This is a genomic window from Methylobacterium cerastii, assembly GCF_022179125.1.
GTDB classification, from domain to species: domain Bacteria; phylum Pseudomonadota; class Alphaproteobacteria; order Rhizobiales; family Beijerinckiaceae; genus Methylobacterium; species Methylobacterium cerastii.
The window spans coordinates 1-22589 of sequence record NZ_BPQG01000036.1; the positions used below are offsets into that span (position 1 = coordinate 1).

Genomic DNA, 22589 nt, shown 5'->3' on the forward strand with positions numbered 1-22589 from the left:
AAACTTCTCTTTGGCCATGGTTCCCGTTCCTGCGGCAGGGCCCGCGCACGGGCGCACCCGATCTCTCTATCGCCCGGCTCGCTGGGAGGCCCGGCGAAAGGCGCGGTCCGATTAGAGGCTCGCCGTCCTTTGATCAAGGGCCGGGTCTCGCCCGGGACTTCGGCTGGGGGCCCCGTTGCCTGATTCGGCTGTCCGAGGCCGCGTGCGGCGGCGGCGCTGCATTTGGGCTGCACTGTGGCACGGCGGGCATAGTGCCTGGGGCATGCTTACGCTTAATTGGCGCCAGAGCCATCCGGGACAGTCTTCAGGTAACCCTCATCATGACGAAGAAGCTTCTCCTCGCATCCACCGTGCTGGCCGGCATGACCGCCGTCGCCTCCGCCGCCGACCTGCCGCGCCGCGCCCCCCCGCCGGTCTTCACTCCGATCCCGGTCTTCACCTGGACCGGCTTCTACGCCGGCCTCGAGTCGTCCTACGCCTTCACCGACCGCCAGCGGATCATCACCAACGGCACCACTCCGGTCACCGTCGGCAACGTCGCGGCCGGCCGCCGCCTCTCGACCGTCACCACCGAGCAGGATGCGGTGGGCAAGCTCGGCGGCACCTTCGGATACAACTACCAGTTCACGCCGGGCTCGGGCTTCGTCATCGGCGTCGCCAACAGCATCGACTGGACCGACCTCACCAAGAACCGCTTCGTGATCGGCGCTCCGCTCGCCGGCGGCGTCGTGGGCAACCCGGCCGCCTACCGTCAGAGCCTCGACTGGCTCGGTACCCTCACCGGCCGCGTCGGCTACGGCTTCGATCGGGTGCTGGTGTACGGCATGGGCGGTCTCGCCTACGGCAACGTGTTCTACGACGCCCGCTTCTTCACGCCCGGCAACGCCCTGCAGTTCGCCGGCCGCTACGACGACTTCGAGACCGGCTATGCCTACGGCGGCGGCATCGAATTCGCAGTGCCCACCGACAGCTTTCTCAACACCTTCGCCTTCGGCAAGTACCTCGGCCTGAAGTACGAGGCGGTCACCGTGAAGGTCGAGTACCTCCACTACGACCTGGGCAGCCGCAACGTCGTCGTCAGCGCGGTCCCCGGCGTCGGTACCGGTGCGTACGTCTCGCGCTTCACCACCGAGGGCAACGTCGTTCGCGCTGGCTTCAACTACAAGTTCAGCGGTCTCTGAAATCGACCGCAGTCCCTCGGGGCTGCACCTTCAGCGACGGTTCATGGGCGGGCACCGGCAGCGGTGTCCGCCCTTTTTCGTTACCCGGGTCGCCCCATTCCGGGAAACCAGGTTGGTTCGGTGTCGTCACCTCAGGCGTTCACCCGGCTTCCGGGGGGTTGCCCGTCCCGGCCGGCGGGCTTGAACAGGCCGCTCGCGGTGGCGACCAGGTTGCCGCCCTCCCCGCGGATTTCCGCCTCGCAAAACAGCACCGAGCGCCCACCGCGCACCACGAAGCCTTCGGCCAGCAGCACGCCGCGACCGGGGGCGAGGAAGCGGGTCTGCATGTCAAGGGTGAGCACCGGACGCCCCGCCGAGAGCCGCGCCGCGGTGCCCATGGCGATGTCGAGGAGCGTGCAGATCACGCCGCCATGGGCGATGCCGAGGTTGTTGCCGTGGTCGTCGCGCAGGCGCAGCCGCAGCCGGGTTCGCCCGTCGGCATAGCCGAGGGCCTCGACGCCGCAGAGCCGCGCGAAGGGGATGTCGGCCCCGAAGATCGTATCCTGCTCGCGCATCGGCTGCTCCGACCCTCGCCCGTTTCGAAGGCCGGGTATGCGGGCGCCCGCGCGCCCTGACAATTCCGCCCGGCTTCGTCGCTCCGACCGCGACCGGGTCGTTGACAGACCGGTATGGCCGGACGGACGATGCCGGCAACGGGATCCGTCAAGGATCCGGCTTCAGGGATGGACGCATGCGCCCGGCTCCGGCACCCGCCGCGCCACGGATCTGCGCGGGCAGGACCGATTCCGGCAGGACGCGCCGATGACCGCGCCGCGCTGGCGCCGCCGGCCCGAGGGCTCGACCTGGGGCGATTACGGCCCCGACGACCAGCTCGGCCGCGTCAACGGGCTCGATGCGGCCAAGGTGCTCCAGGGCGTCGCCGAGGTCCGCGAGGGGCGTACCTTCTGCCTCAGCCTGCCCCTCGACCTGCCCGGCGGAAACGTCCTGAACCAGCGCCGTCACCCGCCGCGCCTCAGCCCGACGGTGCGGACCAACGGCCGGCCGGTGACGAACTTCCGGGTCTGCGAGGAGGTGGACGGCGCCACCGACGTGATCTGCGACGACCGGGTGATGCTCTACTTGCAATACTCGACGCAGTGGGACAGCCTCGCCCATGTCGGCGGCCTATTCGACGCCGACGGGGACGGAACGCCAAAACCTTTCTACTACAACGGCTTCCGCGGCGGTCTCGACGTGACGGGTCCGAGCGAGGCCGCCGAGGTCGAGGCTCCGTCGCGGGCGCACCGCCTCGGCATCGAGCGCCTGGCCGAGCACGGCATGCAGGGTCGCGGCGTGATGATCGACCTGCGGGCGCATTGCGGCGACGCCCGCGCGCTCGTCGGCTACGACGGCCTGATGCACATCCTGGAAGCCGACGCGGTCGCGGTCGAGCCCGGCGACATGGTCTGCCTGCATACCGGCTTCGCCGACCGGCTCCTTGCCTGGGCCGGCGAGCCGGACCGGGATGCGGTCCACCGCATCTGCGCCGTCCTCGACGGGCGCGATCGGCGGCTGCTCGACTGGATCACCGACAGCGGCCTGTCCGCGCTGATCGCCGACAACTACGCGGTCGAGGCCTATCCCGCGCGTCCGGGCGGGGCCTGCTGCGCGATCCTGCCGCTGCACGAGCACTGCCTGTTCAAGCTCGGGCTGCCGCTGGGCGAGCTCTGGCACCTGACGCCGCTGGCGGACTGGCTGCGCGCGAACGGACGCCATCGCTTCCTGCTCACCGCGCCGCCCCTGCGGCTTCCCGGCGCCGTCGGCTCGCCGGCGACGCCGATCGCCACCGTCTGACCGGAGGAGGACATCATGGCCGAGATCGCCGTCGTCGGGGCCGGGCTGATGGGCCACGGCATCGCCCTGGTCCTTGCCCTCGGCGGCCATGCCGTCCGCCTCGTCGACAGCCGCCTTGAGACCCTCGACGCCGTGCCCGGCCTGATGGCCTCCGCGCTCGCGACCCTGCAGGGGGCCGGAGCCGCGCCGGACGGGTGGAGCGCCGACCGCCTCGCCGCCGCCGTTCGCCTCTCGCAGGACCTCGCAAGCGCCGTCGACGGGGCGAGCCTCGTCATCGAGGCGATCACCGAGGACCCGGAGGCGAAGCGCGGGCTGTTCTCCGAGCTCGACCGGCTCTGCGCCGACGATGCGGTGATCGCCAGCAACACCAGCTACCTCGACGTCTTCCCGCTGATCCCGGCGATGCGCCAGCCGCGCGCCGTCGTCGCGCACTGGTACACGCCCCCCTACATCGTCGACCTCGTCGACGTGGTGCCCGGCCCCGAGACGCTGCCGGAGGTGGTGGCGGGCATCCGCGACCTCGTCGTGGGCTTGGGCCAGGTGCCGATCGTGCTGAAGCGCTTCGTGCCGGGCTACGTCGCCAACCGCATCCAGTCGGCGATCACGGCGGAGGTGCACCACCTCCTCGACGCGGGCTACGCCACCCCGCGCGAGATCGACGACGCCATCGTGCATGGGCTCGCCTTACGCATCCCGATCCTCGGCCACCTCGCCAAGGCGGACTTCACCGGGCTCGACCTGCAGCGAAGGGCGCTCGCCAACGCGAGCTACAGCCCGCCCCCGCCGCGCACCCGGTCCGACAGCCTCGACGCCCTCTGCGCCGAGGGCCGGACAGGGGTGATGGCCGGGCGCGGCTACTTCGATTGGGGCGGTCGCGACCCGGCGGAGCTGTTTCGCGACCGCGACCGCAAGCTGCTCGCCCTGAAGGCGGCCCTGCGCACCATCGGCCGGATGGAGGGGACGTGAGCGTTCCCAGCCGCCACGCACCAACCCCACCCGGGAGCACACGATGATCAGCGCCGACCTTCGCGGCAAAGCCGTCCTCGTCACCGGGGCCTCCTCCGGCATCGGCCTGGCCGCGGCCACGCTGTTTGCGCGTAACGGGGCCACGGTCGCCCTGAACCACCTCGCGGACGACCCACGCGGCCCGGAAGCCGCCGGGCGGCTGAGCGCCGAAGGTCTCTCCGTCACGGCGGTCGCCGGCGACGTGTCCCGCGCGGGCGAGGCGGAGGCGATGGTCGCCGCGGCGATCGCGACGCTCGGCGGCCTCGATGTGCTGATCAACAACGCCGGCACCTCGGGCACGCAGGCGCCGATCGCCTTCGAGGACCTCGACGCGATGACCGAGGACTTCTGGAACGCGATCCTCTCGACGAACCTCGTCGGCCCCTATCGCTGCGCGCGGGCGGCCGCCCCCGCCCTGAAGGCGCGCCGCGGCGCCATCGTCAACACCGCCTCGGTGGCCGGCCTCGGGCGGCGCGGCTCCAGCATTGCCTATTCGGCGAGCAAGGCCGGGCTCGTGAACCTGACGCGCTCGCTCGCCCGGGCGCTCGCCCCCGAGATCCGGGTCAACGCCGTCGCGCCGGGCCTTGTGGCCACGCCCTGGACCGCGAACTGGCCGGAGGAGCGCAAGGCGGCGACCGTCGCCAACACCCTGATGGCGCGCCTGGCCGAGCCCGAGGACATCGCCGAGGCGATGTTCTTCCTCGCCGCGGGCGGCGCCTACATCACCGGCGAGACGCTGGTGGTCGACGGCGGGATCATCTGAGGAGACGGCGATGTCGCAGAAGACCGTGATCACCTGCGCCCTGACCGGCTCGTTCGACACGACCGCGAAGAACCCGGCGGTGCCGGTCAGCCCGGAGGCCATCGCCCGCTCGGCGCTCGAGGCGGCCGAGGCCGGCGCCGCGGTGGTGCACATCCATGTCCGCCACCCCGACACCGCGGCACCGAGCATGGAGTTCGACCATTACCGCGAGGTCGTCGAGCGCATCCGCGCGCGGAACGCCGACGTGATCCTCAACCTGACGACGGGGCCCGGCGGGCGCTTCGTGCCGGGCGCGGCCGACCCGGCGGCGGCGGGGCCCGGCACCACCTTCGTGAGCCCGGAGGTGCGGACCCGCCACGTCAGCGCGCTGAAGCCCGAGCTCTGCACCCTCGACGTGGCGACGATGAACTTCGGCGAGCACCTGTTCCTCAACACTCCGGCGCACCTGCGCGCCATGGCCGAGACGATCCGAACTGCGGGCGTCCGTCCGGAGATCGAGGTGTTCGACCTCGGCCACATCGCGCTCGCCCGCCACCTCATCGCCGAGGGGCATCTCGCCGCGCCCCCGTTATTCCAGATCTGCCTCGGCATCCCGTGGGGCGCCCCGGCCGACCCCGAGACCCTGGTGCAGATGCGGGCGCGCCTGCCGGCCGACGCGGTCTGGTCGGCCTTCGGCATCGGCCGGGCCGAATTCCCGATGGTGGCGCTGGCTGCGAGCATGGGCGGCAACGTCCGCGTCGGCCTGGAGGACAACCTCTACCTCGCCCGTGGCAAGCTCGCGCCGAACAACGCCGCCCTGGTCGAGAAGGCGGTGACGCTGCTGTCGCTCCTCGATTGCGCGCCGGCGACCCCGGACGAGGCGCGCGCGATCTTCCACCTCCCTGCGCGCGATTGAGCGAATCGCGCGAAGCTCCCGAGCGGGAGCGTTCTTCCCGCGACCCCGATGGGGCGGCAAGGGCCTCGCGGGGCATGCCGGGCCGGCCGACGGCAGGGCATTGCGACGGCGTTGGCCCCAAAATGTAGATTGTGCGCAATCGATATTCGTGCAAGGAGAGGGCATCGGCTCAGCACGACGCCCGTGCGAACGCCATCCGATCAGGAGACGACGATGCAGGCTCTGTACACCGCCCACGCCCACGCCACCGGCGGCCGCGAGGGTTCCGCGGCGACCGACGACAGCCGCCTCGGCGTCGGCCTCTCGACCCCGAAGGAGCTCGGCGGCAACGGCGGCCCCGGCAGCAACCCCGAGCAGCTCTTCGCCGCCGGCTACGCCGCCTGCTTCCTCGGCGCGATCAAGTTCGTCGCCGCCCAGGACAAGGTGAAGGTGCCCGAGGACGCCCGCGTCGACGCCGAGGTCGGCATCGGCAAGCGCGAGGACGGCACCGGCTTCGGCCTCACCGTCAGCCTCAAGGCCAGCCTGCCCGACATCGACCCCGCGACGGCCGCCGACCTGGTGAAGCGCGCCGACGTCGTCTGCCCGTACTCGCACGCCACCCGCGGCAACATCCAGGTCGCCGTCGCCGCCGTCTGATCGCGGCCGAACCTGAGACTGCGAGCCTGAAATGAAAAGACCCGCGACGGCAGCCCCGTCGCGGGTCTTTTCATGGGCGTGGTCGCGGGTGGTCAGGCCTCGGCTTCCATCCCCTCGAGCTCCGCGATCATCCCCTCGATCATGCCGAGCCCGATCTGCCAGAAGCCGGGATCGCGTGCGTCGAGGCCGAACGGGGCCAGGAGCTCGCCGTAGGGCTTCGAGCCGCCGGCCGAGAGCAGGGCGAAGTAGCGCTCGACGAAGCCGTCCTCGGCCTTGGCGTAGACCCCGTAGAGCGAGTTCACCAGGCAATCGCCGAAGGCGTAGGCGTAGACGTAGAACGGCGAGTGGATGAAGTGCGGGATGTAGGCCCAGAACGGCTCGTATCCGGCATCGAGCGTGATCGCCGGGCCGAGCGATTCGGCCTGCACCGACATCCACAGGCCGTTGATCTGCTCGGCCGTCAGCTCGCCCTCGGCGCGGGCGAGGTGGACCTTGCGCTCGAACGAGTAGAACGCGATCTGGCGCACCACCGTGTTGATCATGTCCTCGACCTTGGCGGCCAGCATCGCCCGGCGCTGGGTCGTGTTCGTGGTCGCGGCCAGCAGGCGCCGGAAGGTCAGCATCTCGCCGAACACGCTGGCGGTCTCGGCCAGCGTCAGCGGCGTCGGCGCCATCAGCGCGCCGTTGTGGCCGGCCAGCACCTGGTGGACGCCGTGGCCGAGTTCGTGCGCCAGCGTCATCACGTCCCGCGGCTTGCCCTGGTAGTTGACGAGCACGTAGGGGTGGACCGAGGGCACCGTCGGGTGCGCGAAGGCGCCGGGCGCCTTGCCGGGCCGCGTCGGCGCGTCGATCCAGCGCCGGTCGAAGAAGTCCCTCGCGATGCCGGCCATCTTCGGTGAGAACGCATTGTAGGCGTCGAGCACCGTGTCGCGCGCCTCGGTCCAGGGGATGGTGCGCTGCTCGACCTTCGGCAGCGGGGCGTTGCGGTCCCAGTAGGGCAGCGCCTCGACGCCGAACCACTTCGCCTTCAGGCGATAGTAGCGGTGCGACAGCCGCGGATAGGCTTCGCGCACGGCGTCCACGAGCGCGGCGACCACCTCCGGCTCGACCCGGTTCGAGAGGTGGCGGGCATCCGCCACGTCCTTGAAGCCGCGCCAGCGGTCCGAGATCTCCTTGTCCTTGGCCAGCGTGTTGGTGATCAGCGTGAACACCCGCAGGTTCTCGCGGAACACCTCGCTGAGCGCGCCGGCCGCCTCCCGGCGCACCGCGCCGTCCGGGTCCTGAAGCTTGTTCAGCGTCGGCTCCAGCGGCAGCCGCTCGCCCTGGATCGGGAAGCGCAGCGCCGCGATGGTCTCGTTGAACAGCCGGTCCCAGGCCGCGTTCGCGGTGACGGACTTCTCCAGGAACAGTTTTTCGATCCGGTCCTCGAGCTGGAACGGCTTCTCGCGGCGCAGGTCCTCGATCCACGGGGCGTAATGCGCGAGCGGCCCCCCGGCCATCGCCGCGTCCAGCACGGCGTCCTCGATGCGGTTGAGCTCGAGGGCGAAGAACAGCAGGTCGCCGGAGGCGTTCGTCAGGCGCTCGCGGGTGTCGCCGTAGAACTTCGCCCGCGCCTCGTCGGTGGTGTCGCCGGAATAGACCAGCCCGGCATAGGACATCAGCCGGCCGAGCAGCTCCTCGATGCCCTCGTAGGCGGCGACCGCGGCGGCGAGACTGGCGGAGGCGTCGGGGCCGCTCGCGAGCTGCGCGATCTTCCCGGCGTAGGTCTCGGAGAAGGAACGGCAATCCGCCTCCGCTTTCGCGAGGTCGCGGCGGAAGTCCGGGGCGTCCAGGCCGGAATAGAGGTCGGCGAGGTCCCATTCGGGGAGCGGCCCGAGGTCGACCGCGTGGGCGGCGGCGCGCGCCGCGGCGGCGCCCTCGGCGCTCCGAAGCGGTGACCAAGCGGGGGCGAGGGCTCGAATGGTCATAGATCCTCGGGTGCGTTGCCGGCGCGTCGCGCCGCCTGTCCGGGGCTCGACGGCCCCGCCCTGCCTCATATCGAGCGCAGCCGACGGCGTTCAACCGGAATCCTCAGGCGCAAGGGGACGCAAGCGGCGGCTGCGGCAAATCTCCCGTCGTCGTTAAGCGGCGCTTTACGCATCTGGGCGAGGCTCCGGCTCGAAACGAAACACCCGCCGGTCGCGCCGGGCGCCGGAACCCGCAAGGTCCGGCGCCGCGGACGACCCGCGGCAGCGAGGAAGAGCCCGCATGGCGACAACGGTCCTGATCGTCGACGACGATCCCGTTCAGCGTCGTCTCGCCGAGGCGACGGTGCGCCGCTTCGGCTTCGAGGCGACGCTCGCGGAGAACGGTGCGGACGCGCTCGCCCTGCTCCGGACCCACCCCGAGATCGACGTGGTGCTCCTCGACCTCGTCATGCCCGGCGGCCTCGACGGGCTCGGCGTGCTGGCCGAGATGCGGAAATCCGGCCTCGACACCCCGGTCATCGTCCAGACCGCCAACGGGTCGATCGACGCCGTCGTCACGGCGATGCGCGCCGGCGCCGTCGACTTCGTGGTCAAGCCTGCCGGCGCCGAGCGTCTGCAGGTCTCGATCAAGAACGCGCTCCGGGTCGACCACCTTGAGGAGGAAGTCCGGCGCATGCGCCGCCGCGCCTCCGGCTCGCTCAGCTTCAAGGACCTGACCTCGAAGTCGCCCGACATGGAGCGGGTGATCCGGCTGGCCGAGCGCGCCGCGAAGTCCAACATCCCGGTGCTGATCGAGGGCGAGTCCGGCGTCGGCAAGGAGGTGCTGGCCCGTGCGATCCAGGGCTCGGGCGAGCGGCGCGGAAAGCCCTTCGTCACGGTCAATTGCGGCGCGATCCCCGACAACCTCGTCGAGTCGACCCTGTTCGGGCACGAGAAGGGCGCCTTCACCGGCGCCACCGAGCGCCATGCCGGCAAGTTCGTCGAGGCGTCCGGCGGGACGCTGTTCCTCGACGAGATCGGCGAGTTGCCCCTCGACGCTCAGGTAAAGCTGCTGCGCGCGCTGCAGGAGGGCGAGGTCGACCCCGTCGGGGGCAAGCGCAGCGTGCGCGTCGACATCCGCCTGGTCTCGGCGACGAACCGATCGCTCCTCGACCTCGTCAAGGAGGGGCGTTTCCGCGAAGACCTGTACTATCGCCTCAACGTCTTCCCGATGACCCTGCCCCCGCTGCGCGCCCGCCGCGAGGACATCCCCGACCTGGTGCGCTCGTTCTGCGCCCGGTTCGCGGCGGAGGAAGGCAAGCGCGTCCGCGCGATCACCGCCGAGGCGATGGCGCTGCTGACCCGCTACGGCTGGCCCGGCAACGTCCGGCAACTGGAGAACGCGCTGTTCCGCGCCGTCGTCCTCGCCGACGGCGACGAGCTGACGGTGGCCGAGTTCCCGCAGATCGCCGCCCAGGTCGAGGGGTTCGACGTGCGCATCCCGGCAGCCCCGGTGCAGCCGATGCTGTCGGCCCATTCGCCCGAGCCGGTGCGCGAGATCGTCCGCGTCGAGGTGCGCGATCCGCACGCCCTGTCGCTGGTGGTCGAGGATACCGGCGAGATGAAGCCGATGGATGCGCTGGAGGCCGAGATCATCCGCTTCGCGCTGCAATTCTATCGCGGCCGGATGTCGGAGGTGTCGCGCCGCCTCGGAATCGGCCGATCGACCCTGTATCGCAAGCTCAAGGAGCTCGGGCTCGACGGCGACGCCAAGGCCGAGGACGCCGCGGCCTGATCGGCTTGCCAGAATCGGCCTGAAGGCTGGAAGCCCGCGCTCGATGCGTGGCGGATCAGACACTTGCCGGCACTCTGCGGCGCGCGCGGACGGGGTGCGATTGCACACGATCGGGCGAGCGCCGATACTGATAAGGTTGTGGGCGGCCTCGAGGTCGGTCCCCAGGAGGTTCGCAGATGAGCGTCTCGCGCTCGGCCCAAGCAGCCCTGGCCGTCCTGTTGGCCGGCTCCGTCGCGCAGGGCGTCCTGACGACGGCCGCCTCCGCCCGCGGCGGGCTCGACGACGTCCCGCCGGCCGCCGCCGTCGCGACCGCGACGCCGGACAAGCCCTTCGACGGCGACAGGACCTCCAACCTCGATAAAGCGTCGGGCCCGGACAAGGCGTCCGCCTCCGATCCGAGCCTGCCGCCCCCGGCCACCGGCCTCGAGGCGGTGACGCCGTCGGAGCCGGCGAAGGCCGATCCGGCACGATCCGAGGCGCCCTCGCCCGAGCGCCCTGCCGTCACCGCGGCCCCGACCGCGCCGAGCGACCCGCAGGCGGCGGCCGTGTTCAACCGCCTCGCCGCCTCCGCTCCGCTGCTCGCCCGGCTGACCACCAAGGAGCGCGAGTCGATCCAGGCCTTCTACGCGCTCGGCGCCTTCAAGCCGGTCTGGATCGTGGACGGCGCCTACACGCCGGCGGCGAAGGCCGTGGCCGCGCGCCTCGCGGCGGCGCCTGAGGACGGCCTCGACGCCCGCGCCTATCCGGTGCCGGCGCTCCCGAAGGCCGCCAAGCCGGACAATCCGGGGACGGGCGAGAGCGCGGCCGGATCAGACAATCTCGCCGCCCTCGCCGAGGCCGACCTGAAACTCTCGGCCGCCGCCGCCCTCTATGCCCGCGACGCACGCGGCGGGCGGCTGAACCTCGCGGCGATCTCGCGGCTGATCACCCCGACCCTCGACCTGCCGGCCGCCGACACGGTGCTGTCGAGCCTGGCCGGCGCCGGCGGCAGCGCCGGCGACCTGCTCCAGGCCTACAACCCGCATTCGCCCGGCTACCTCGCCCTGAAGAGCCGCCTCTCGGTGGCGCGCGCCCCGGCCGTCAAGGAGGACGCGCGTCCCGCGGCGGCCGCTTTGCGGCTTCCGCCCGGGCCGGCCCTGCGCGTCGGCATGCGCGATGCGCGCGTGCCGCTGCTGCGCGCCCACTTCGATCTCGAAAGCCGGAAGGCCGGCACCCTCGACGCCCCCCCGGGCGACGCGGAGGAGTACGATTCCGGCGTCGCCGCCGCAGTTGCCGGGTTCCAGCGGAGCCGTGGGCTGCCCGGCAACGGCGTCCTCAACGTCCAGACCGTGGTGGCGCTGGCGCAGGGCGCGGGACAAGGGGCCGGTCAGGCCGGGATCGTGCGGCCGGTGGGCGACGACGCGGCGCTGATCGTCAACATGGAGCGCTGGCGCTGGCTCGGCAGCGATCTCGGGCCCGACTACGTGCTGGTCAACGTGCCCGAGTTCCGCCTGCGGGTGTTCCGCGACGGGCGCCAGCGCGACGAGGCGCGCGTCATCGTCGGCAAGCCGGATTCGCGCACGCCCCTGTTCTCCGGGCTGATGGAATACGCGGTGGTGAACCCGTCGTGGTACGTCCCGCCCTCGATCCTGAAGACCATGCTGCCGAAGATCGCGAGCTACGGCGGCAGCACCTGGGGTGGCTACGAGATCGTGCGCCGCGGCGGCCACGTCTCGCTGCGCCAGCCGCCGGGCGAGAAGAACGCGCTCGGCTTCATCAAGTTCATGTTCCCCAACCAGCATGCCGTGTACCTGCACGACACGCCGAACCGCTCGCTGTTCTCGCGCTCGGAGCGGGCGCTCAGCCACGGCTGCATCCGCGTCGACGACCCGTTCCGCTTCGCCGACGTGGTGCTGCCGAACTGGACCGAGGAGCGCCTGAAGAAGCTCGTCGGCAAAGGCGAGCGCACCATCCGCCTGGAGCACAAGCTGCCGGTGCACCTCGCCTACTTCACGGCCACCGTCGACGACGGCGGCAGCTACCGCACGCTGCCCGACCTCTACGGCTACGATGCGCCGATGCGCGCGGCCCTCGGCCTCGGGGGCGGCGGCGCGATGGCCAGGGTCTCCCCGGCGATCCGCCCGTCCGAGCCGACACGCAGGACGGCGGAGGCCGTCTCCGTGCCGGCGCCGCCCAAGCCGCGCCACTCCGCCGTGCCGCGCCGTGCCGTGCGGGCGAGCGCCGAGGCCCCGGCGCCCGAGTTCGGCGAGCCCGGCCTGTGGACCCCGAACCCCGCTCCGGTTTCGCGCAGCTGGTGGTGATCCGGCCGCTTTGCCGGTCTGGCGTTCGCCTCCGGCGGGGCTTCCCGTGACCCGTCCGCATCACCGGCGCGGTGACGTGCGCCGGCACGCTTGCCGGCACGATTTCGCCACGGTCCAGACTTAGCCGTAAGGGAATCGCGGGTGTCCTGCAGGGGGCGCCGATAACCCGGTCTTCACGGTTTTCGGCAACCTTGCGTTCACCATGGTCCCGCGCGCAGCGCGGGCCGCGTCCGAGGGGTGAGACGATCGTGCCGACGCCGAGCCAGACGACGCCCCGGCCCTCTCGTCTTCGGCGAATCCTGTTCGGCCTGTCCGGCATGGTCATGGCGCTGGCGGCGGGGACCACCGGCACCCAGGATGCGGTCGCCAACGGCGACACCCGTTCGCTGACGATCTTCCACACCCACACCAAGGAAAGCGCGACCATCACGTTCAAGCGCGACGGGCGCTACGACCGCGCGGCCCTGGAGCAGCTGAACTGGCTCCTGCGCGACTGGCGCATCGACGAGCCGACCAAGATGGACCCGCGCCTGTTCGACACGGTATGGGAGGCCTATCGACAGGTCGGCGCCTCCGAGCCGATCCACGTCGTCTCGGCCTATCGCTCGCCCGGCACCAACGCGATGCTGCGCCGCCGCTCGAAGGCGGTGGCCGAGTACAGCCAGCACATGCTCGGCAAGGCGATGGACTTCTACCTGCCCGGCGTCTCGATCGACGACATCCGCGCGGTCGGGCTGCAGATGCAGCGCGGCGGCGTCGGCTGGTATCCGCATGCCGGCTCGCCCTTCGTCCACCTCGACGTCGGCTCGGTCCGCATGTGGCCGCGGATGAGCCACGACCAGCTCGCGCGCCTGTTCCCCGACGGCAAGACCGTCCACCTGGCCTCCGACAACCGGCCGTTCCCGCGCTACGAGGAGGCCCGCGCCGAGATCCTGGCCCGCGGCGGCACCGTGCTCGGCGTGTCCTCGCAGATCGCCTCCGCCGACGAGGAGGAGGGCCCGAGCCTCGTCGGGTTCCTCGCCGGCCTGTTCGGCGGCCGGAGCGACCCGGCTCCGGCGCCTGTCGCAGCGCCGCGCGGAAGGCCGAAGCCGGTGGTCGCCGTGGCGAGCGCCGACCCGGAGGACACCTCCGGCGCCCGCGCGGCCCTGGCCTACGCCGCACCGACGGCGCCGGTTGCCGACGGCGCGCTCCGCGAGGCGATGCTTCGCCGCGACGGGCGCGATGCCAAGGCGCTGCTCACCGGCGAGCCGGCGGTCGCGAAGCCCGCCGAGGCCATCGACGCCGCGCTGATGTCGAGCGTGGCGGCGCCGCTGCCGCCGCGCCGGCCCGCCGAATTGGCGAGCGCCGTCGCGGCCGCCGCGCTCGCGATGCCCCTGCCCCCGCCGCGCCCGGCGCAGTTCGCCGGCCTCGGCAACGTCGGCATGGCGAGCCTGTCCACGAGCCTCGCGGCGGTCTCGGACCGGCCCGCGCCGCGCCCGGCCAACCGCCTCGTCCCGGCCGACGCCGACGCCAAGGCGCAGCTGCGGGCACTGTTCGCCACGGTCTCGATCGAGTCCGACGCAACCCATCCGGCGAGCCGCGTCGCCCCCGTCCGCGTGGCGCAGACTCGCGCACGCGCCGACGCGGCGCCCGCCGGCGTCGTCGCCGCCTCGCCGGACACGGTGACGACGCGTTTCGGCCGCCGCAGCCCCGGCGACGACCTCACGGCCGTGCGCTTCACGGGCTCGGCGACCCGGGCGGTTCCCGGTACGCGCTGAATGAGAAGTCTTGCGTCCTCGGCGCTCGCTCAGGGCAGGCGGCGGCCCTGGGTGACGCTCATCGCCGAGACCAGGGTCGCGGCGTAGCCGCCGTCGGCGCCGGCGACGCGGGCGGCGTCGAGGCTGCTCTGGGACGCCACGGCGAAGCCGATCACCCCGAACAGCGTGCCGGCGCCGACAAGCCACAGGTAGGCCCGCGCGACCGCCTTCGGGATCGGCACGGTACGGGGGTTTTCCCCGAGATAGAGCTGCGACGAGGACGAGTCGTTCATGGCCGGCGTTCCCGCGGATGACTGACGTCCGGGCGGACCGTCGATCGCTCTCGCGCATCCGATTCGCCACTATCATCCAACGCAGGCCTAAGGCAGAGGTTCGCCGGCCCGGTTCCGTTATTTCCGCAGGTTTTTTTCAGGTGGTTGACGGCGGGTTGCCGGAGGCGCCGATGCGGCTCGCTCTCCTGTCCGGCCCATCCCATTCGTTGATGGAGTACAGCTTCGGAACAGGCGCGGGTTTCCCCTCTCCCCGCTTGCGGACAGAGGCCCGGCTGCACCTCGTCGTGCAGCCGGGAAGCGAGAGGCGAAGCCGAAGCGACGGTGAGGCGGCGCGAACGGAGGAGCCTCTTTCGTTCGAGCCCCCTCACCCTCGGCTGCCGCCTCGCTTCGCCGACGACGAGGTCGGCAAAGCCCTCTCCCCGCAGGCGGGGCGAGGGGATGCGCGCATAGCGAGCCGCCAGAAGCAGCGATCTGTGAATTCTCGCCCGTCCGGGAGAAGGGATTCGCGCCGGGATCGGCTCCGGCGGCGATGGTCGAGCCTCGCGAAAGCCCCCCTAGCCTTCCTTCGCCGAGACCTTGCCGAGGGCGGCCTGCGCGGCGGCGAGGCGCGCGATCGGCACGCGGTAGGGCGAGCACGAGACGTAGTCGAGGCCGACCTCCTGGCAGAAGCCGATCGAGGCCGGGTCGCCGCCGTGCTCGCCGCAGATGCCGAGCTTGATGTCGGGGCGGACCGAGCGGCCGCGCTCGACGCCGATCCGCACCAGCTCGCCGACGCCTTCCTGGTCGATCGTCACGAACGGGTCGGCGGCGAGGATGCCCTTCTGCGTGTAGGGCCCGAGGAAGGTCGCCGCGTCGTCGCGGGAGATGCCGAGCGCCGTCTGCGTGAGGTCGTTGGTGCCGAAGGAGAAGAACTCCGCCGTCACCGCGATCTCGTTGGCCTTGAGCGCGGCGCGCGGCAGCTCGATCATGGTGCCGACCTGGTAGTCGATCGCCTTGCCGGCCTCCTCCGACACCGCCTTGGCGGTGGCGTCGATGCGGCCCTTCACGATGTCGAACTCGGCGCGCGAGAACACCAGCGGCACCATCACCTCGGGGGTGACCGGCGCCCCGGTCTCCTGCGCCGCCTGGATCGCGGCCTCGAAGATCGCGCGGGCCTGCATCTCCGCGATCTCGGGGAAGGCGATGGCGAGGCGGCATCCGCGGAAGCCGAGCATCGGGTTGAACTCGGAAAGCTCGCGCATCCGGTGGCGGATCTTGTCCTCCGCGATGCCGGTGGCGTCCATCACCTCCCGTACCTCGGCGTCCGAGTGCGGCAGGAACTCGTGCAGCGGCGGATCGAGCAGGCGGATCGTGACGGGCAGGCCCGACATGATCGTGAACAGCTCGACGAAGTCCTGGCGCTGGTAGGGCAGGATCTTGGCGAGCGCCGCGCGGCGGCCTTCCGCGTCGTCGGCCAGGATCATCTCGCGCACCGCGATGATGCGGTCGCCCTCGAAGAACATGTGCTCGGTCCGGCAAAGGCCGATCCCCTCCGCGCCGAAGTCGCGGGCGGTGCGGGCGTCGGTCGGGGTGTCGGCGTTGGCGCGCACCTTCATGGTGCGGTAGGCGTCGGCCCAGCCCATCAGGGTGGCGAAGTCGCCCGACAGCTCGGGCGCCAGCATCGTCACCTCGCCCTGGAGCACCTGCCCCGTCGAGCCGTCGATGGTGATGCGGTCGCCGGCCTTGAGGGTCACGCCGCCGACGGACAGGGTCTGCGCCTTGTAGTCGATCCGGATCGAGCCGACGCCCGAGACGCAAGGCTTGCCCATGCCGCGGGCGACGACCGCCGCATGGCTGGTCATGCCGCCGCGCGTCGTCAGGATGCCCTCGGAGGCGTGCATCCCGTGGATGTCCTCGGGGCTCGTCTCGATGCGCACGAGGATGCACTTGCGCTCGGCCTTGCGCAGGGTCTCGGCGTCCTCGGAGTTGAACACGATCTCGCCGGTGGCGGCGCCGGGCGAGGCCGGCAGCCCTTGCGCGATCACCTTGCGCTCGGCCTTCGGGTCGATCGTCGGGTGCAGGAGTTGGTCGAGGGCGCCGGGCTCGATCCGGCTGATCGCCTCCTCCTGCGTGATCAGGCCCTCGCCGGCCAGATCCACGGCGATGCGGAGCGCCGCCTTGGCGGTGCGCTTGCCGTTGCGGGTCTGGAGCATCCAGAGCTTCCCGCTCTCGATGGTGAACTCCATGTCCTGCATGTCGCGGTAGTGCTTTTCGAGGATCTCGTAGATCCGCGTCAGCTCGGCGTAGGATTCGGGCATCGCCCGCTCCATCGACGGCTTCTCGGACTTGGCCTCGAGCCTCGCCTTCTCGGTGATGTCCTGCGGCGTGCGGATGCCGGCGACGACGTCCTCGCCCTGCGCGTTGATCAGGAACTCGCCGTAGAGCGCGCGCTCGCCGGTGGACGGATTGCGGGTGAAAGCGACGCCGGTGGCCGAGGTGTCGCCCATGTTGCCGAACACCATGGCCTGGACGTTGACGGCGGTGCCCCAGCTCTCGGGGATGGCGTTGAGCTCGCGGTACTTCTTCGCCCGCGGGATCATCCACGAGTCGAACACCGCGCCGATGGCGCCCCAGAGCTGATCCTCGGCGCCTTGGGGAAATGCTGAGCCGTGCTCGTCGACGACGATCGTCTTGTACTTCTCGATCAGGTGCTTCCAGTCCTCGGCGCCGAGTTCGGTGTCGAGGTCGAAGCCCTTGCCCTCCTTGTAGTGCTCCAGCGCCTCCTCGAAGGCGTGGTGCTCAACGCCGAGCACCACGTTCGAGTACATGGTGATGAAGCGGCGGTAGGAATCGTAGGCGAAGCGTGGGTCGCCCGAGCTCTCGGCGAGCGCCGCGACGGTGGCGTCGTTCAGCCCGAGGTTGAGCACGGTGTCCATCATGCCCGGCATCGAGGCGCGGGCGCCCGAGCGCACGGAGACGAGAAGCGGGTTGGAGGCGTCGCCGAAGGTCTTGCCGGTGATCGCGCCGACCTGGTCCAGGGCGGTCGCGACCTGGGCCTTCAGCTCGGATGGATAGGTCTGCCCGTTCTCGTAGTAGGCGGTGCAGACCTCGGTGGTGATGGTGAAGCCCGGGGGCACCGGCAGGCCGAGATTGGACATCTCGGCGAGGTTCGCCCCCTTGCCGCCGAGCAGGTCGCGCATCTGCGATTTGCCCTCGGCCTTGCCGTCGCCGAAGGTGTAGACCCACTTCGCGGTGCCGCTCGTCATATCGATTCCGTCCGTCGTGCAAGAGGACCTGGTTGCCAGGGATCTTGCGTCAAAAGGGTCTCGCATCGAGGTGGTTTTCGGCCCTCGAGCTTATCGGTTCGGGTTGGACCATCCGGTGTTGCAACGCAAGATGAACGCCGCCGCCCAAGGTCTCCCGCCGCGTGACGCTCCGCGCCGGTTGTCAGCCGCGACCGGCTCCGCAGGGATCAGGATAGACCGCGGAACAGGCCGAGGCCAATCACCCCGACGGCGATGAGGTAGATCGCGACGATGTAGTTGAGAAGCCGCGGCGCGATCAGAACCAGGATCCCGGCCAGGATCGCGATGACCGGCTGCAGGTGCGAGATCGAGATGGTCATGGCAACGCCCTCCTGCGACCGAGCTTGGCCGCAGGAGGGCGACGCGTGCGGTGGCCGCAAGGTTCCCGCCGACGCGGCGCTCAGGCCCTCAGTGGCCAGGACGCCTCGACCGCGTAGTGGATCGGCTTGAAGGCGAAGTTGTTCGATTGCAGCGCCGAGCAGGCGGTGAGCCCGATCACGAGGTCCTGCATCGCCTCGAACACGATCCGGTCGCCGGCGCGGCTCAGGGGCGGCTCGACCTTCAGCGCGCCCGTGTGCCCGTCGACGGTGACGTTCATGAAGACGTTGAACGCCACCGGGATGCGGTCCGGCCCGATGCCGAAGGGCTCGAGGGCGGCCGCGAGGTTGCCGAAGCATCCGCGATGCGGCTCGGCGTCGCCGTAGATGATGCGGAAGGTGTCGGCCGAGCACGGCGTCAGGAGGAAGTCGTGCCGGCCGACCGTGTCCTCGACGATGCGCAGCATCACGTTCGAGCGGTTCGAGTAGAGCGGGTCGCCCGTCGTCAGGTAGATCCGGCTGGCGTAATCCAGCGTCCGGCCCGACGAGATCACCTCGTCGAGGTCGCCGCGGTTGAACGCCAGCAAGTCCGCGACCTGCTCGCCCTGCGGGTCGGTGACCACCAGGAACTGGCCCTTGTCGAGGGTGAAGGCCGTGCCCGAGCGCGGCGCGATGGTGTGGTGCCCGCAGGCCGAATGCGCCTCAGACATCGCCGCCGCCCTTCGTGCGCCCGCTGAACGGGCAGGCCCAGTCGGAATCGACCGCACGCCCGCTGTACTGGCGCGCCTCCGAGACCTCGCCGTGCCGGGACAGCATCGGGTTGAGCGAGCCGGCGAAGGCCGCGTCGCGCGCCAGGATGTTCTCGCGCAGCTTCTCGTAGCGGCCTTCCGCGCGGAGCCGCTCGAACTGGTCGTGGAGGTTGAAGACCAGGACCGGCGAACTGAAGCGCCGGGCCGGCCGGCTCGCCCCCGGATGCAGGCCGACGATGAAGAACGCCTCGCCGCCGAAGCTGAGCGAGAAGTGCGCGTCCTCCGGGTCGGCGGAGACGCGCCGGTCGTAGGCCTGGCCGAGGAAGCCGTCCTTGTCCGAGAGCGATTGCGCCCGCGCCCACAGGTTCTCCTCGAAGGCCTGCTCGGAGAGGTCGCCGGGCCCCTCGAACACGATGGCGAAGCTCTGGAACAGGTCGGGCTGGGCGCGGTAGCGGGCGATGAACGCCAGCAGCGCCGGATAGATGCGTGTGTCGTCCCAGCCGGAGGTGATGTCGCGGGCGACCACGATCTTCATCCGCCCCCGCGACAGGGCCGACTTGGCGCCGACGCAAGGGAAGGGCTGAGCCCGGATGAAGTCCCGGAACTGCGCCGCCAGCGGATGGTCGGCGTCGTCCCGCGGCATCCGGATCGGCGCCGGGTGCAGAGTGGACAGGTCGGTGGCGAGCGAAAACCCGCGGTTGTCCGCGTAGGAAAGCATGAGAACCCGCGTCTGCGATGAATTTTGCGGCACGGTTGCCGATGCCGGAGGCAGATCGCCGTCCGGATCGGGGGAACCGGCCTCAGCCGGTGCGGTTCCTGGTCCCGCGCAAGTCCGCCGCGATCGGTCGCACACGCCTGTGGACAGCGTCGGCGCGGGGCGACGTCCGCGCCCCGGCGATCCGATCGCTGGGGATCGGGGCGCGCGCTGGGCGCCTCAGCCCTCGGCTTCGGCCAGGATCTCGCGCTTGCCGGCATGGTTGGCACCGCCGACGATGCCCTCCTGCTCCATGCGCTCCATGATCGAGGCGGCGCGGTTGTAGCCGATCTGCAGGCGGCGCTGGATGTAGCTTGTGGACGCCTTCTTGTCGCGCAGCACGACCTGGACGGCCTGGTCGTAGAGGTCGCCGCCGGCCTCGCCGAACGAGCCCTGGTCGAACACCGCGCCGTCCACTTCCAGCGCGTCGCCGCCGCGGCCTGCGACCGGGGCCGAGCCCTTGGGAGCGTCCTCCGACCCGTCGTCGGCGGTGACCGCCTCGAGGTAGGCCGGCCGGCCCTGGCGCTTGAGGTGGGCGACCACGCTCTCGACTTCCGAGTCCGAGCAGAACGGCCCGTGCACGCGCGTCGTGCGACCGCCGCCGGCCATGAACAGCATGTCGCCCTGGCCCAAGAGCTGCTCGGCGCCCATCTCGCCGAGGATCGTGCGCGAGTCGATCTTGCTCGTCACCTGGAAGCTGATCCGCGTCGGGAAGTTCGCCTTGATCGTGCCGGTGATCACGTCCACCGACGGACGCTGCGTCGCCATGATCAGGTGGATGCCGGCCGCCCGCGCCATCTGCGCCAGACGCTGGATCGCACCCTCGATGTCCTTGCCGGCCACCATCATTAGGTCGGCCATCTCGTCGACCACGATCACGATGTAGGGCAACGGGGAGAGGTCCATCTCCTCGTTCTCGTAGACGGCCTCGCCGGTCTGCCGGTCGAACCCGGTCTGGACGGTGCGGGTCAGGACCTCGCCACGCTGGCGCGCCTCGTCGAGCCGGGCGTTGAACCCGTCGATGTTGCGCACGCCGACCTTGGACATCTTCTTGTAGCGCTCCTCCATCTCGCGCACGGCCCACTTGAGGGCGATGACCGCCTTCTTGGGGTCGGTGACGACGGGCGAGAGCAGGTGCGGGATGCCGTCGTAGACGGACAGCTCCAGCATCTTCGGGTCGACCATGATCAGGCGGCACTCCTCCGGCTTCATCCGGTAGAGCAGGCTGAGGATCATGGTGTTGATCGCCACCGACTTGCCCGAGCCGGTGGTGCCGGCCACCAGCAGGTGCGGCATGCGGGCGAGGTCGGCGATGATCGGCTCGCCGCCGATGTTCTTGCCGAGGCAAAGCGCGAGCTTGTGCTTGGTCTCGACGAAGTCGACCGAGGCCAGGAGCTCGCGCAGGTAAACCGTCTCGCGCCGCGCGTTCGGCAGCTCGATGCCGATGGCGTTGCGGCCGGGGACCACGGCGACGCGGGCCGAGACCGCCGACATCGACCGGGCGATGTCGTCGGCGAGCGAAATCACCCGGGAGGACTTGGTGCCGGGGGCCGGCTCCAATTCGTAGAGAGTCACGACCGGGCCGGGGCGCACCGCGAGGATGTCGCCGCGTACGCCGAAATCGCCCAGCGTCGCCTCCAGAAGGGTCGCGTTCTGCTCCAGCGCGTCGGCCGAGACCAGGCTCGCCTGCGAGGGGCCGCGCGGCTCGGCCAGGAGATCGAGCGCCGGATGGCGGTAATCGTTCGGGTCGCTCATCGGCGCCGGGCGACGGGCTTGCGCCACCGGTGCGACCGGCGCGGAGACGCGGGAGGCCGCGACCTCCGCCGGGACGGCGGCGGGCGCATCCTCGCCCTCGAACTCCTCGTCGTCGTGGACGACGGGGATCGGACGCCGGGCCTGCGGCGCGCCAAGGGTCGTGTCATGCGGCGCGAATTCAGGTGAAGCTTGCTCCCCGCGCGGCTCGAAGACCGGCTCGCGGCGCGGCTCGGCCGCGCGGCCGCCGTTCGGCAGCTGGCTCGCCCAGGGCAGGTCCTCGTCGGAGAAGGCGCGCCGGGCGGCGAGCGCCGGCGAGGCGCCGGCGAAGCTCAGGCCGCCGACGCCAAGGCGCTGCGCCCGCCACATCTCCCAGCGCTCGGCCAAGGCCGCCCGGCCGCGCATCGCCGCCTGGAGGACAGTGCCGAATCCGACGATGCCGAGCCCCGGCTCGTCGGATTCGTCGCGCTCGTCGTACCCGCGGTCCTGTCGGCGGTCCTGGCTCGCATCCGGATGGGTCCGGCGCGGGCGGTTGGCCTGCGCCGCGACGGGCGGCAGGTCCTCGTCCGCCTCCTCGAGGGCGGGGCCGACGCGGCAGGCGGCCGTGAGGCTGAGGATCGCGACGCCGGCGTAGACGAAGCCGACCAGCGCCGCGCCGGCCTGCGAGATCGCGCCGACGATGGTGCGCGCGGCCGACATCAGAGCGTCGCCCGCGACGCCCCCGAGCCCGGTCGGCAGCGGCCAGCGGGCGGTCGGCGGCAGGGCGCTGGCCACCGCGCTCGCGGCGCAGAAGCCGATGATCCAGAGCGCGATCCGCATCCCGCCGTTCGGCAGGTCGCGTTCGCGCATCAGGCGGATGCCCCACAGGGCCGGCGGCAGCACGAAGGCGAGCGCGCCGAGGCCGAGGATCTGCATCGCGAGATCCGAGACCACGGCGCCGGGCTGGCCGAGGACGTTGTGGGCGAGGTGGTCGGTGGCGTGGTTCAGGCTGGGGTCGTCGATCGACCACGTCGCCAGCGCGACGGTCAGCCCGATCGCACCCGTGAACAGGACGAGCCCGCCGAGTTCCGTCAGCCGCCGCGCCAGGAACGGGCGCAGCGTGTCGACGAAGGTATCGTAGGGCGACGCGGGGCGGCGAAGCGAGCGCATGCGGGACCGGACGCGAAAGGAGACTCTGACCCCGGAGGCTAGGCCCCTTCCGTTAACGCGCATTTAAGGTTGAAAAAGTCCTGACGCCTCCCTGCCGGCCTTCGCCGAGAGGCAGCACGTTCTCGGAACGCGCGGCGATCGGGCGCGACCCGTCCCCGCCGTCGCGATCCCGCGCGGGACGTCCGCGAGGGTGCAAAACGC

Annotated in this window: 17 protein-coding genes; 9 read left to right on the plus strand and 8 right to left on the minus strand. The window is 71.2% G+C overall.

Translation table 11 applies throughout. The features are described 5' to 3' along the window. Positions 1–320: 320 nt before the first annotated feature. The gene (locus MFF13_RS12370) at positions 321–1181 is read left to right on the plus strand and encodes an outer membrane protein (protein ID WP_147753642.1); all 861 of its coding nucleotides are present in this window, start codon (positions 321–323) and stop codon (positions 1179–1181) included. Between the two features lie 131 nt (positions 1182–1312). On the opposite strand, the gene MFF13_RS12375 is transcribed toward MFF13_RS12370, so the two are convergent. Beyond that, the gene (locus MFF13_RS12375; protein WP_147831173.1) at positions 1313–1735 is read right to left on the minus strand and encodes a PaaI family thioesterase; all 423 of its coding nucleotides are present in this window, start codon (positions 1733–1735) and stop codon (positions 1313–1315) included. Positions 1736–1982: 247 nt separating this feature from the next. On the opposite strand from MFF13_RS12375, the gene MFF13_RS12380 reads away from it, so the two are divergent. From MFF13_RS12380 to MFF13_RS12400, 5 genes are all read left to right on the plus strand, one after another. After that, complete coding sequence (locus MFF13_RS12380) at positions 1983–3014, plus strand: cyclase family protein (protein WP_147753640.1); 1032 nt, start codon at positions 1983–1985, stop codon at positions 3012–3014. A gap of 15 nt (positions 3015–3029) precedes the next feature. Further along, the gene (locus MFF13_RS12385; protein WP_147753639.1) at positions 3030–3980 is read left to right on the plus strand and encodes a 3-hydroxyacyl-CoA dehydrogenase family protein; all 951 of its coding nucleotides are present in this window, start codon (positions 3030–3032) and stop codon (positions 3978–3980) included. A 43-nt stretch (positions 3981–4023) separates the two neighbouring features. Next, positions 4024–4782, plus strand: a complete 759-nt coding sequence (locus tag MFF13_RS12390; protein WP_238272267.1) for an SDR family NAD(P)-dependent oxidoreductase — start codon at positions 4024–4026, stop codon at positions 4780–4782. Between the two features lie 10 nt (positions 4783–4792). Then, the gene (locus MFF13_RS12395; RefSeq protein WP_147753637.1) at positions 4793–5677 is read left to right on the plus strand and encodes a beta-keto acid cleavage family enzyme; all 885 of its coding nucleotides are present in this window, start codon (positions 4793–4795) and stop codon (positions 5675–5677) included. A 213-nt stretch (positions 5678–5890) separates the two neighbouring features. Further along, positions 5891–6313: an organic hydroperoxide resistance protein gene (locus tag MFF13_RS12400; RefSeq protein WP_147753636.1), complete on the plus strand. Its 423-nt coding sequence runs from the start codon at positions 5891–5893 to the stop codon at positions 6311–6313. Between the two features lie 92 nt (positions 6314–6405). Here MFF13_RS12400 and MFF13_RS12405 read toward each other — a convergent pair whose 3' ends face one another. Then, the gene (locus MFF13_RS12405; RefSeq protein ID WP_147753635.1) at positions 6406–8280 is read right to left on the minus strand and encodes a M3 family oligoendopeptidase; all 1875 of its coding nucleotides are present in this window, start codon (positions 8278–8280) and stop codon (positions 6406–6408) included. 280 nt (positions 8281–8560) lie between these two features. Between MFF13_RS12405 and MFF13_RS12410 the strand changes: the two genes are divergently transcribed. The 3 genes from MFF13_RS12410 to MFF13_RS12420 all read left to right on the plus strand — a co-directional run bounded on the left by MFF13_RS12410 (position 8561) and on the right by MFF13_RS12420 (position 14111). After that, positions 8561–10054, plus strand: a complete 1494-nt coding sequence (locus tag MFF13_RS12410) for a sigma-54-dependent transcriptional regulator (RefSeq protein ID WP_147753634.1) — start codon at positions 8561–8563, stop codon at positions 10052–10054. 176 nt (positions 10055–10230) lie between these two features. Then, on the plus strand, positions 10231–12354 hold the full coding sequence (locus MFF13_RS12415) for a L,D-transpeptidase family protein (RefSeq protein ID WP_147753633.1): 2124 nt from the start codon (positions 10231–10233) through the stop codon (positions 12352–12354). Positions 12355–12671: 317 nt separating this feature from the next. Further along, the gene (locus MFF13_RS12420) at positions 12672–14111 is read left to right on the plus strand and encodes a peptidoglycan L,D-endopeptidase MepK (RefSeq protein WP_238272296.1); all 1440 of its coding nucleotides are present in this window, start codon (positions 12672–12674) and stop codon (positions 14109–14111) included. Positions 14112–14140: 29 nt separating this feature from the next. Here MFF13_RS12420 and MFF13_RS12425 read toward each other — a convergent pair whose 3' ends face one another. The 6 genes from MFF13_RS12425 to MFF13_RS12450 all read right to left on the minus strand — a co-directional run bounded on the left by MFF13_RS12425 (position 14141) and on the right by MFF13_RS12450 (position 22388). Then, complete coding sequence (locus MFF13_RS12425; protein WP_147753443.1) at positions 14141–14383, minus strand: hypothetical protein; 243 nt, start codon at positions 14381–14383, stop codon at positions 14141–14143. A gap of 554 nt (positions 14384–14937) precedes the next feature. Continuing rightward, positions 14938–17628 carry a pyruvate, phosphate dikinase gene (gene ppdK / locus MFF13_RS12430; RefSeq protein WP_147831167.1) on the minus strand — a complete coding sequence of 897 codons (2691 nt, stop codon included), beginning with the start codon at positions 17626–17628 and terminating at the stop codon, positions 14938–14940. A gap of 206 nt (positions 17629–17834) precedes the next feature. Beyond that, entirely contained in the window at positions 17835–17987 is a 153-nt protein-coding gene (locus tag MFF13_RS12435; RefSeq protein WP_238272268.1) for a DUF3096 domain-containing protein, read from the minus strand. 80 nt (positions 17988–18067) lie between these two features. Continuing rightward, positions 18068–18694: a DUF1989 domain-containing protein gene (locus MFF13_RS12440; protein ID WP_147753446.1), complete on the minus strand. Its 627-nt coding sequence runs from the start codon at positions 18692–18694 to the stop codon at positions 18068–18070. Further along, on the minus strand, positions 18687–19382 hold the full coding sequence (gene gntA / locus MFF13_RS12445; protein ID WP_147753454.1) for a guanitoxin biosynthesis heme-dependent pre-guanitoxin N-hydroxylase GntA: 696 nt from the start codon (positions 19380–19382) through the stop codon (positions 18687–18689). Before gntA ends, MFF13_RS12440 begins: the two co-directional genes overlap by 8 nt. Before the next feature lie 285 nt (positions 19383–19667). After that, the gene (locus tag MFF13_RS12450; RefSeq protein ID WP_147831166.1) at positions 19668–22388 is read right to left on the minus strand and encodes a DNA translocase FtsK; all 2721 of its coding nucleotides are present in this window, start codon (positions 22386–22388) and stop codon (positions 19668–19670) included. Positions 22389–22589: the final 201 nt, after the last annotated feature.

What these genes read in the sequence shown, in the direction of transcription:
- MFF13_RS12450 (WP_147831166.1), bottom strand. Translation starts at nt 22,388, where the DNA reads ATGCGCTCGCTTCGCCGCCCCGCGTCGCCCTACGATACCTTCGTCGAC.
- MFF13_RS12385 (WP_147753639.1), top strand. Translation starts at nt 3,030, where the DNA reads ATGGCCGAGATCGCCGTCGTCGGGGCCGGGCTGATGGGCCACGGCATC.
- MFF13_RS12410 (WP_147753634.1), top strand. Translation starts at nt 8,561, where the DNA reads ATGGCGACAACGGTCCTGATCGTCGACGACGATCCCGTTCAGCGTCGT.
- MFF13_RS12375 (WP_147831173.1), bottom strand. Translation starts at nt 1,735, where the DNA reads ATGCGCGAGCAGGATACGATCTTCGGGGCCGACATCCCCTTCGCGCGG.
- MFF13_RS12380 (WP_147753640.1), top strand. Translation starts at nt 1,983, where the DNA reads ATGACCGCGCCGCGCTGGCGCCGCCGGCCCGAGGGCTCGACCTGGGGC.
- MFF13_RS12390 (WP_238272267.1), top strand. Translation starts at nt 4,024, where the DNA reads ATGATCAGCGCCGACCTTCGCGGCAAAGCCGTCCTCGTCACCGGGGCC.
- ppdK (WP_147831167.1), bottom strand. Translation starts at nt 17,628, where the DNA reads ATGACGAGCGGCACCGCGAAGTGGGTCTACACCTTCGGCGACGGCAAG.
- MFF13_RS12440 (WP_147753446.1), bottom strand. Translation starts at nt 18,694, where the DNA reads ATGTCTGAGGCGCATTCGGCCTGCGGGCACCACACCATCGCGCCGCGC.
- MFF13_RS12420 (WP_238272296.1), top strand. Translation starts at nt 12,672, where the DNA reads ATGGTCATGGCGCTGGCGGCGGGGACCACCGGCACCCAGGATGCGGTC.
- MFF13_RS12435 (WP_238272268.1), bottom strand. Translation starts at nt 17,987, where the DNA reads ATGACCATCTCGATCTCGCACCTGCAGCCGGTCATCGCGATCCTGGCC.
- MFF13_RS12395 (WP_147753637.1), top strand. Translation starts at nt 4,793, where the DNA reads ATGTCGCAGAAGACCGTGATCACCTGCGCCCTGACCGGCTCGTTCGAC.
- MFF13_RS12370 (WP_147753642.1), top strand. Translation starts at nt 321, where the DNA reads ATGACGAAGAAGCTTCTCCTCGCATCCACCGTGCTGGCCGGCATGACC.
- MFF13_RS12425 (WP_147753443.1), bottom strand. Translation starts at nt 14,383, where the DNA reads ATGAACGACTCGTCCTCGTCGCAGCTCTATCTCGGGGAAAACCCCCGT.
- MFF13_RS12400 (WP_147753636.1), top strand. Translation starts at nt 5,891, where the DNA reads ATGCAGGCTCTGTACACCGCCCACGCCCACGCCACCGGCGGCCGCGAG.
- MFF13_RS12405 (WP_147753635.1), bottom strand. Translation starts at nt 8,280, where the DNA reads ATGACCATTCGAGCCCTCGCCCCCGCTTGGTCACCGCTTCGGAGCGCC.
- MFF13_RS12415 (WP_147753633.1), top strand. Translation starts at nt 10,231, where the DNA reads ATGAGCGTCTCGCGCTCGGCCCAAGCAGCCCTGGCCGTCCTGTTGGCC.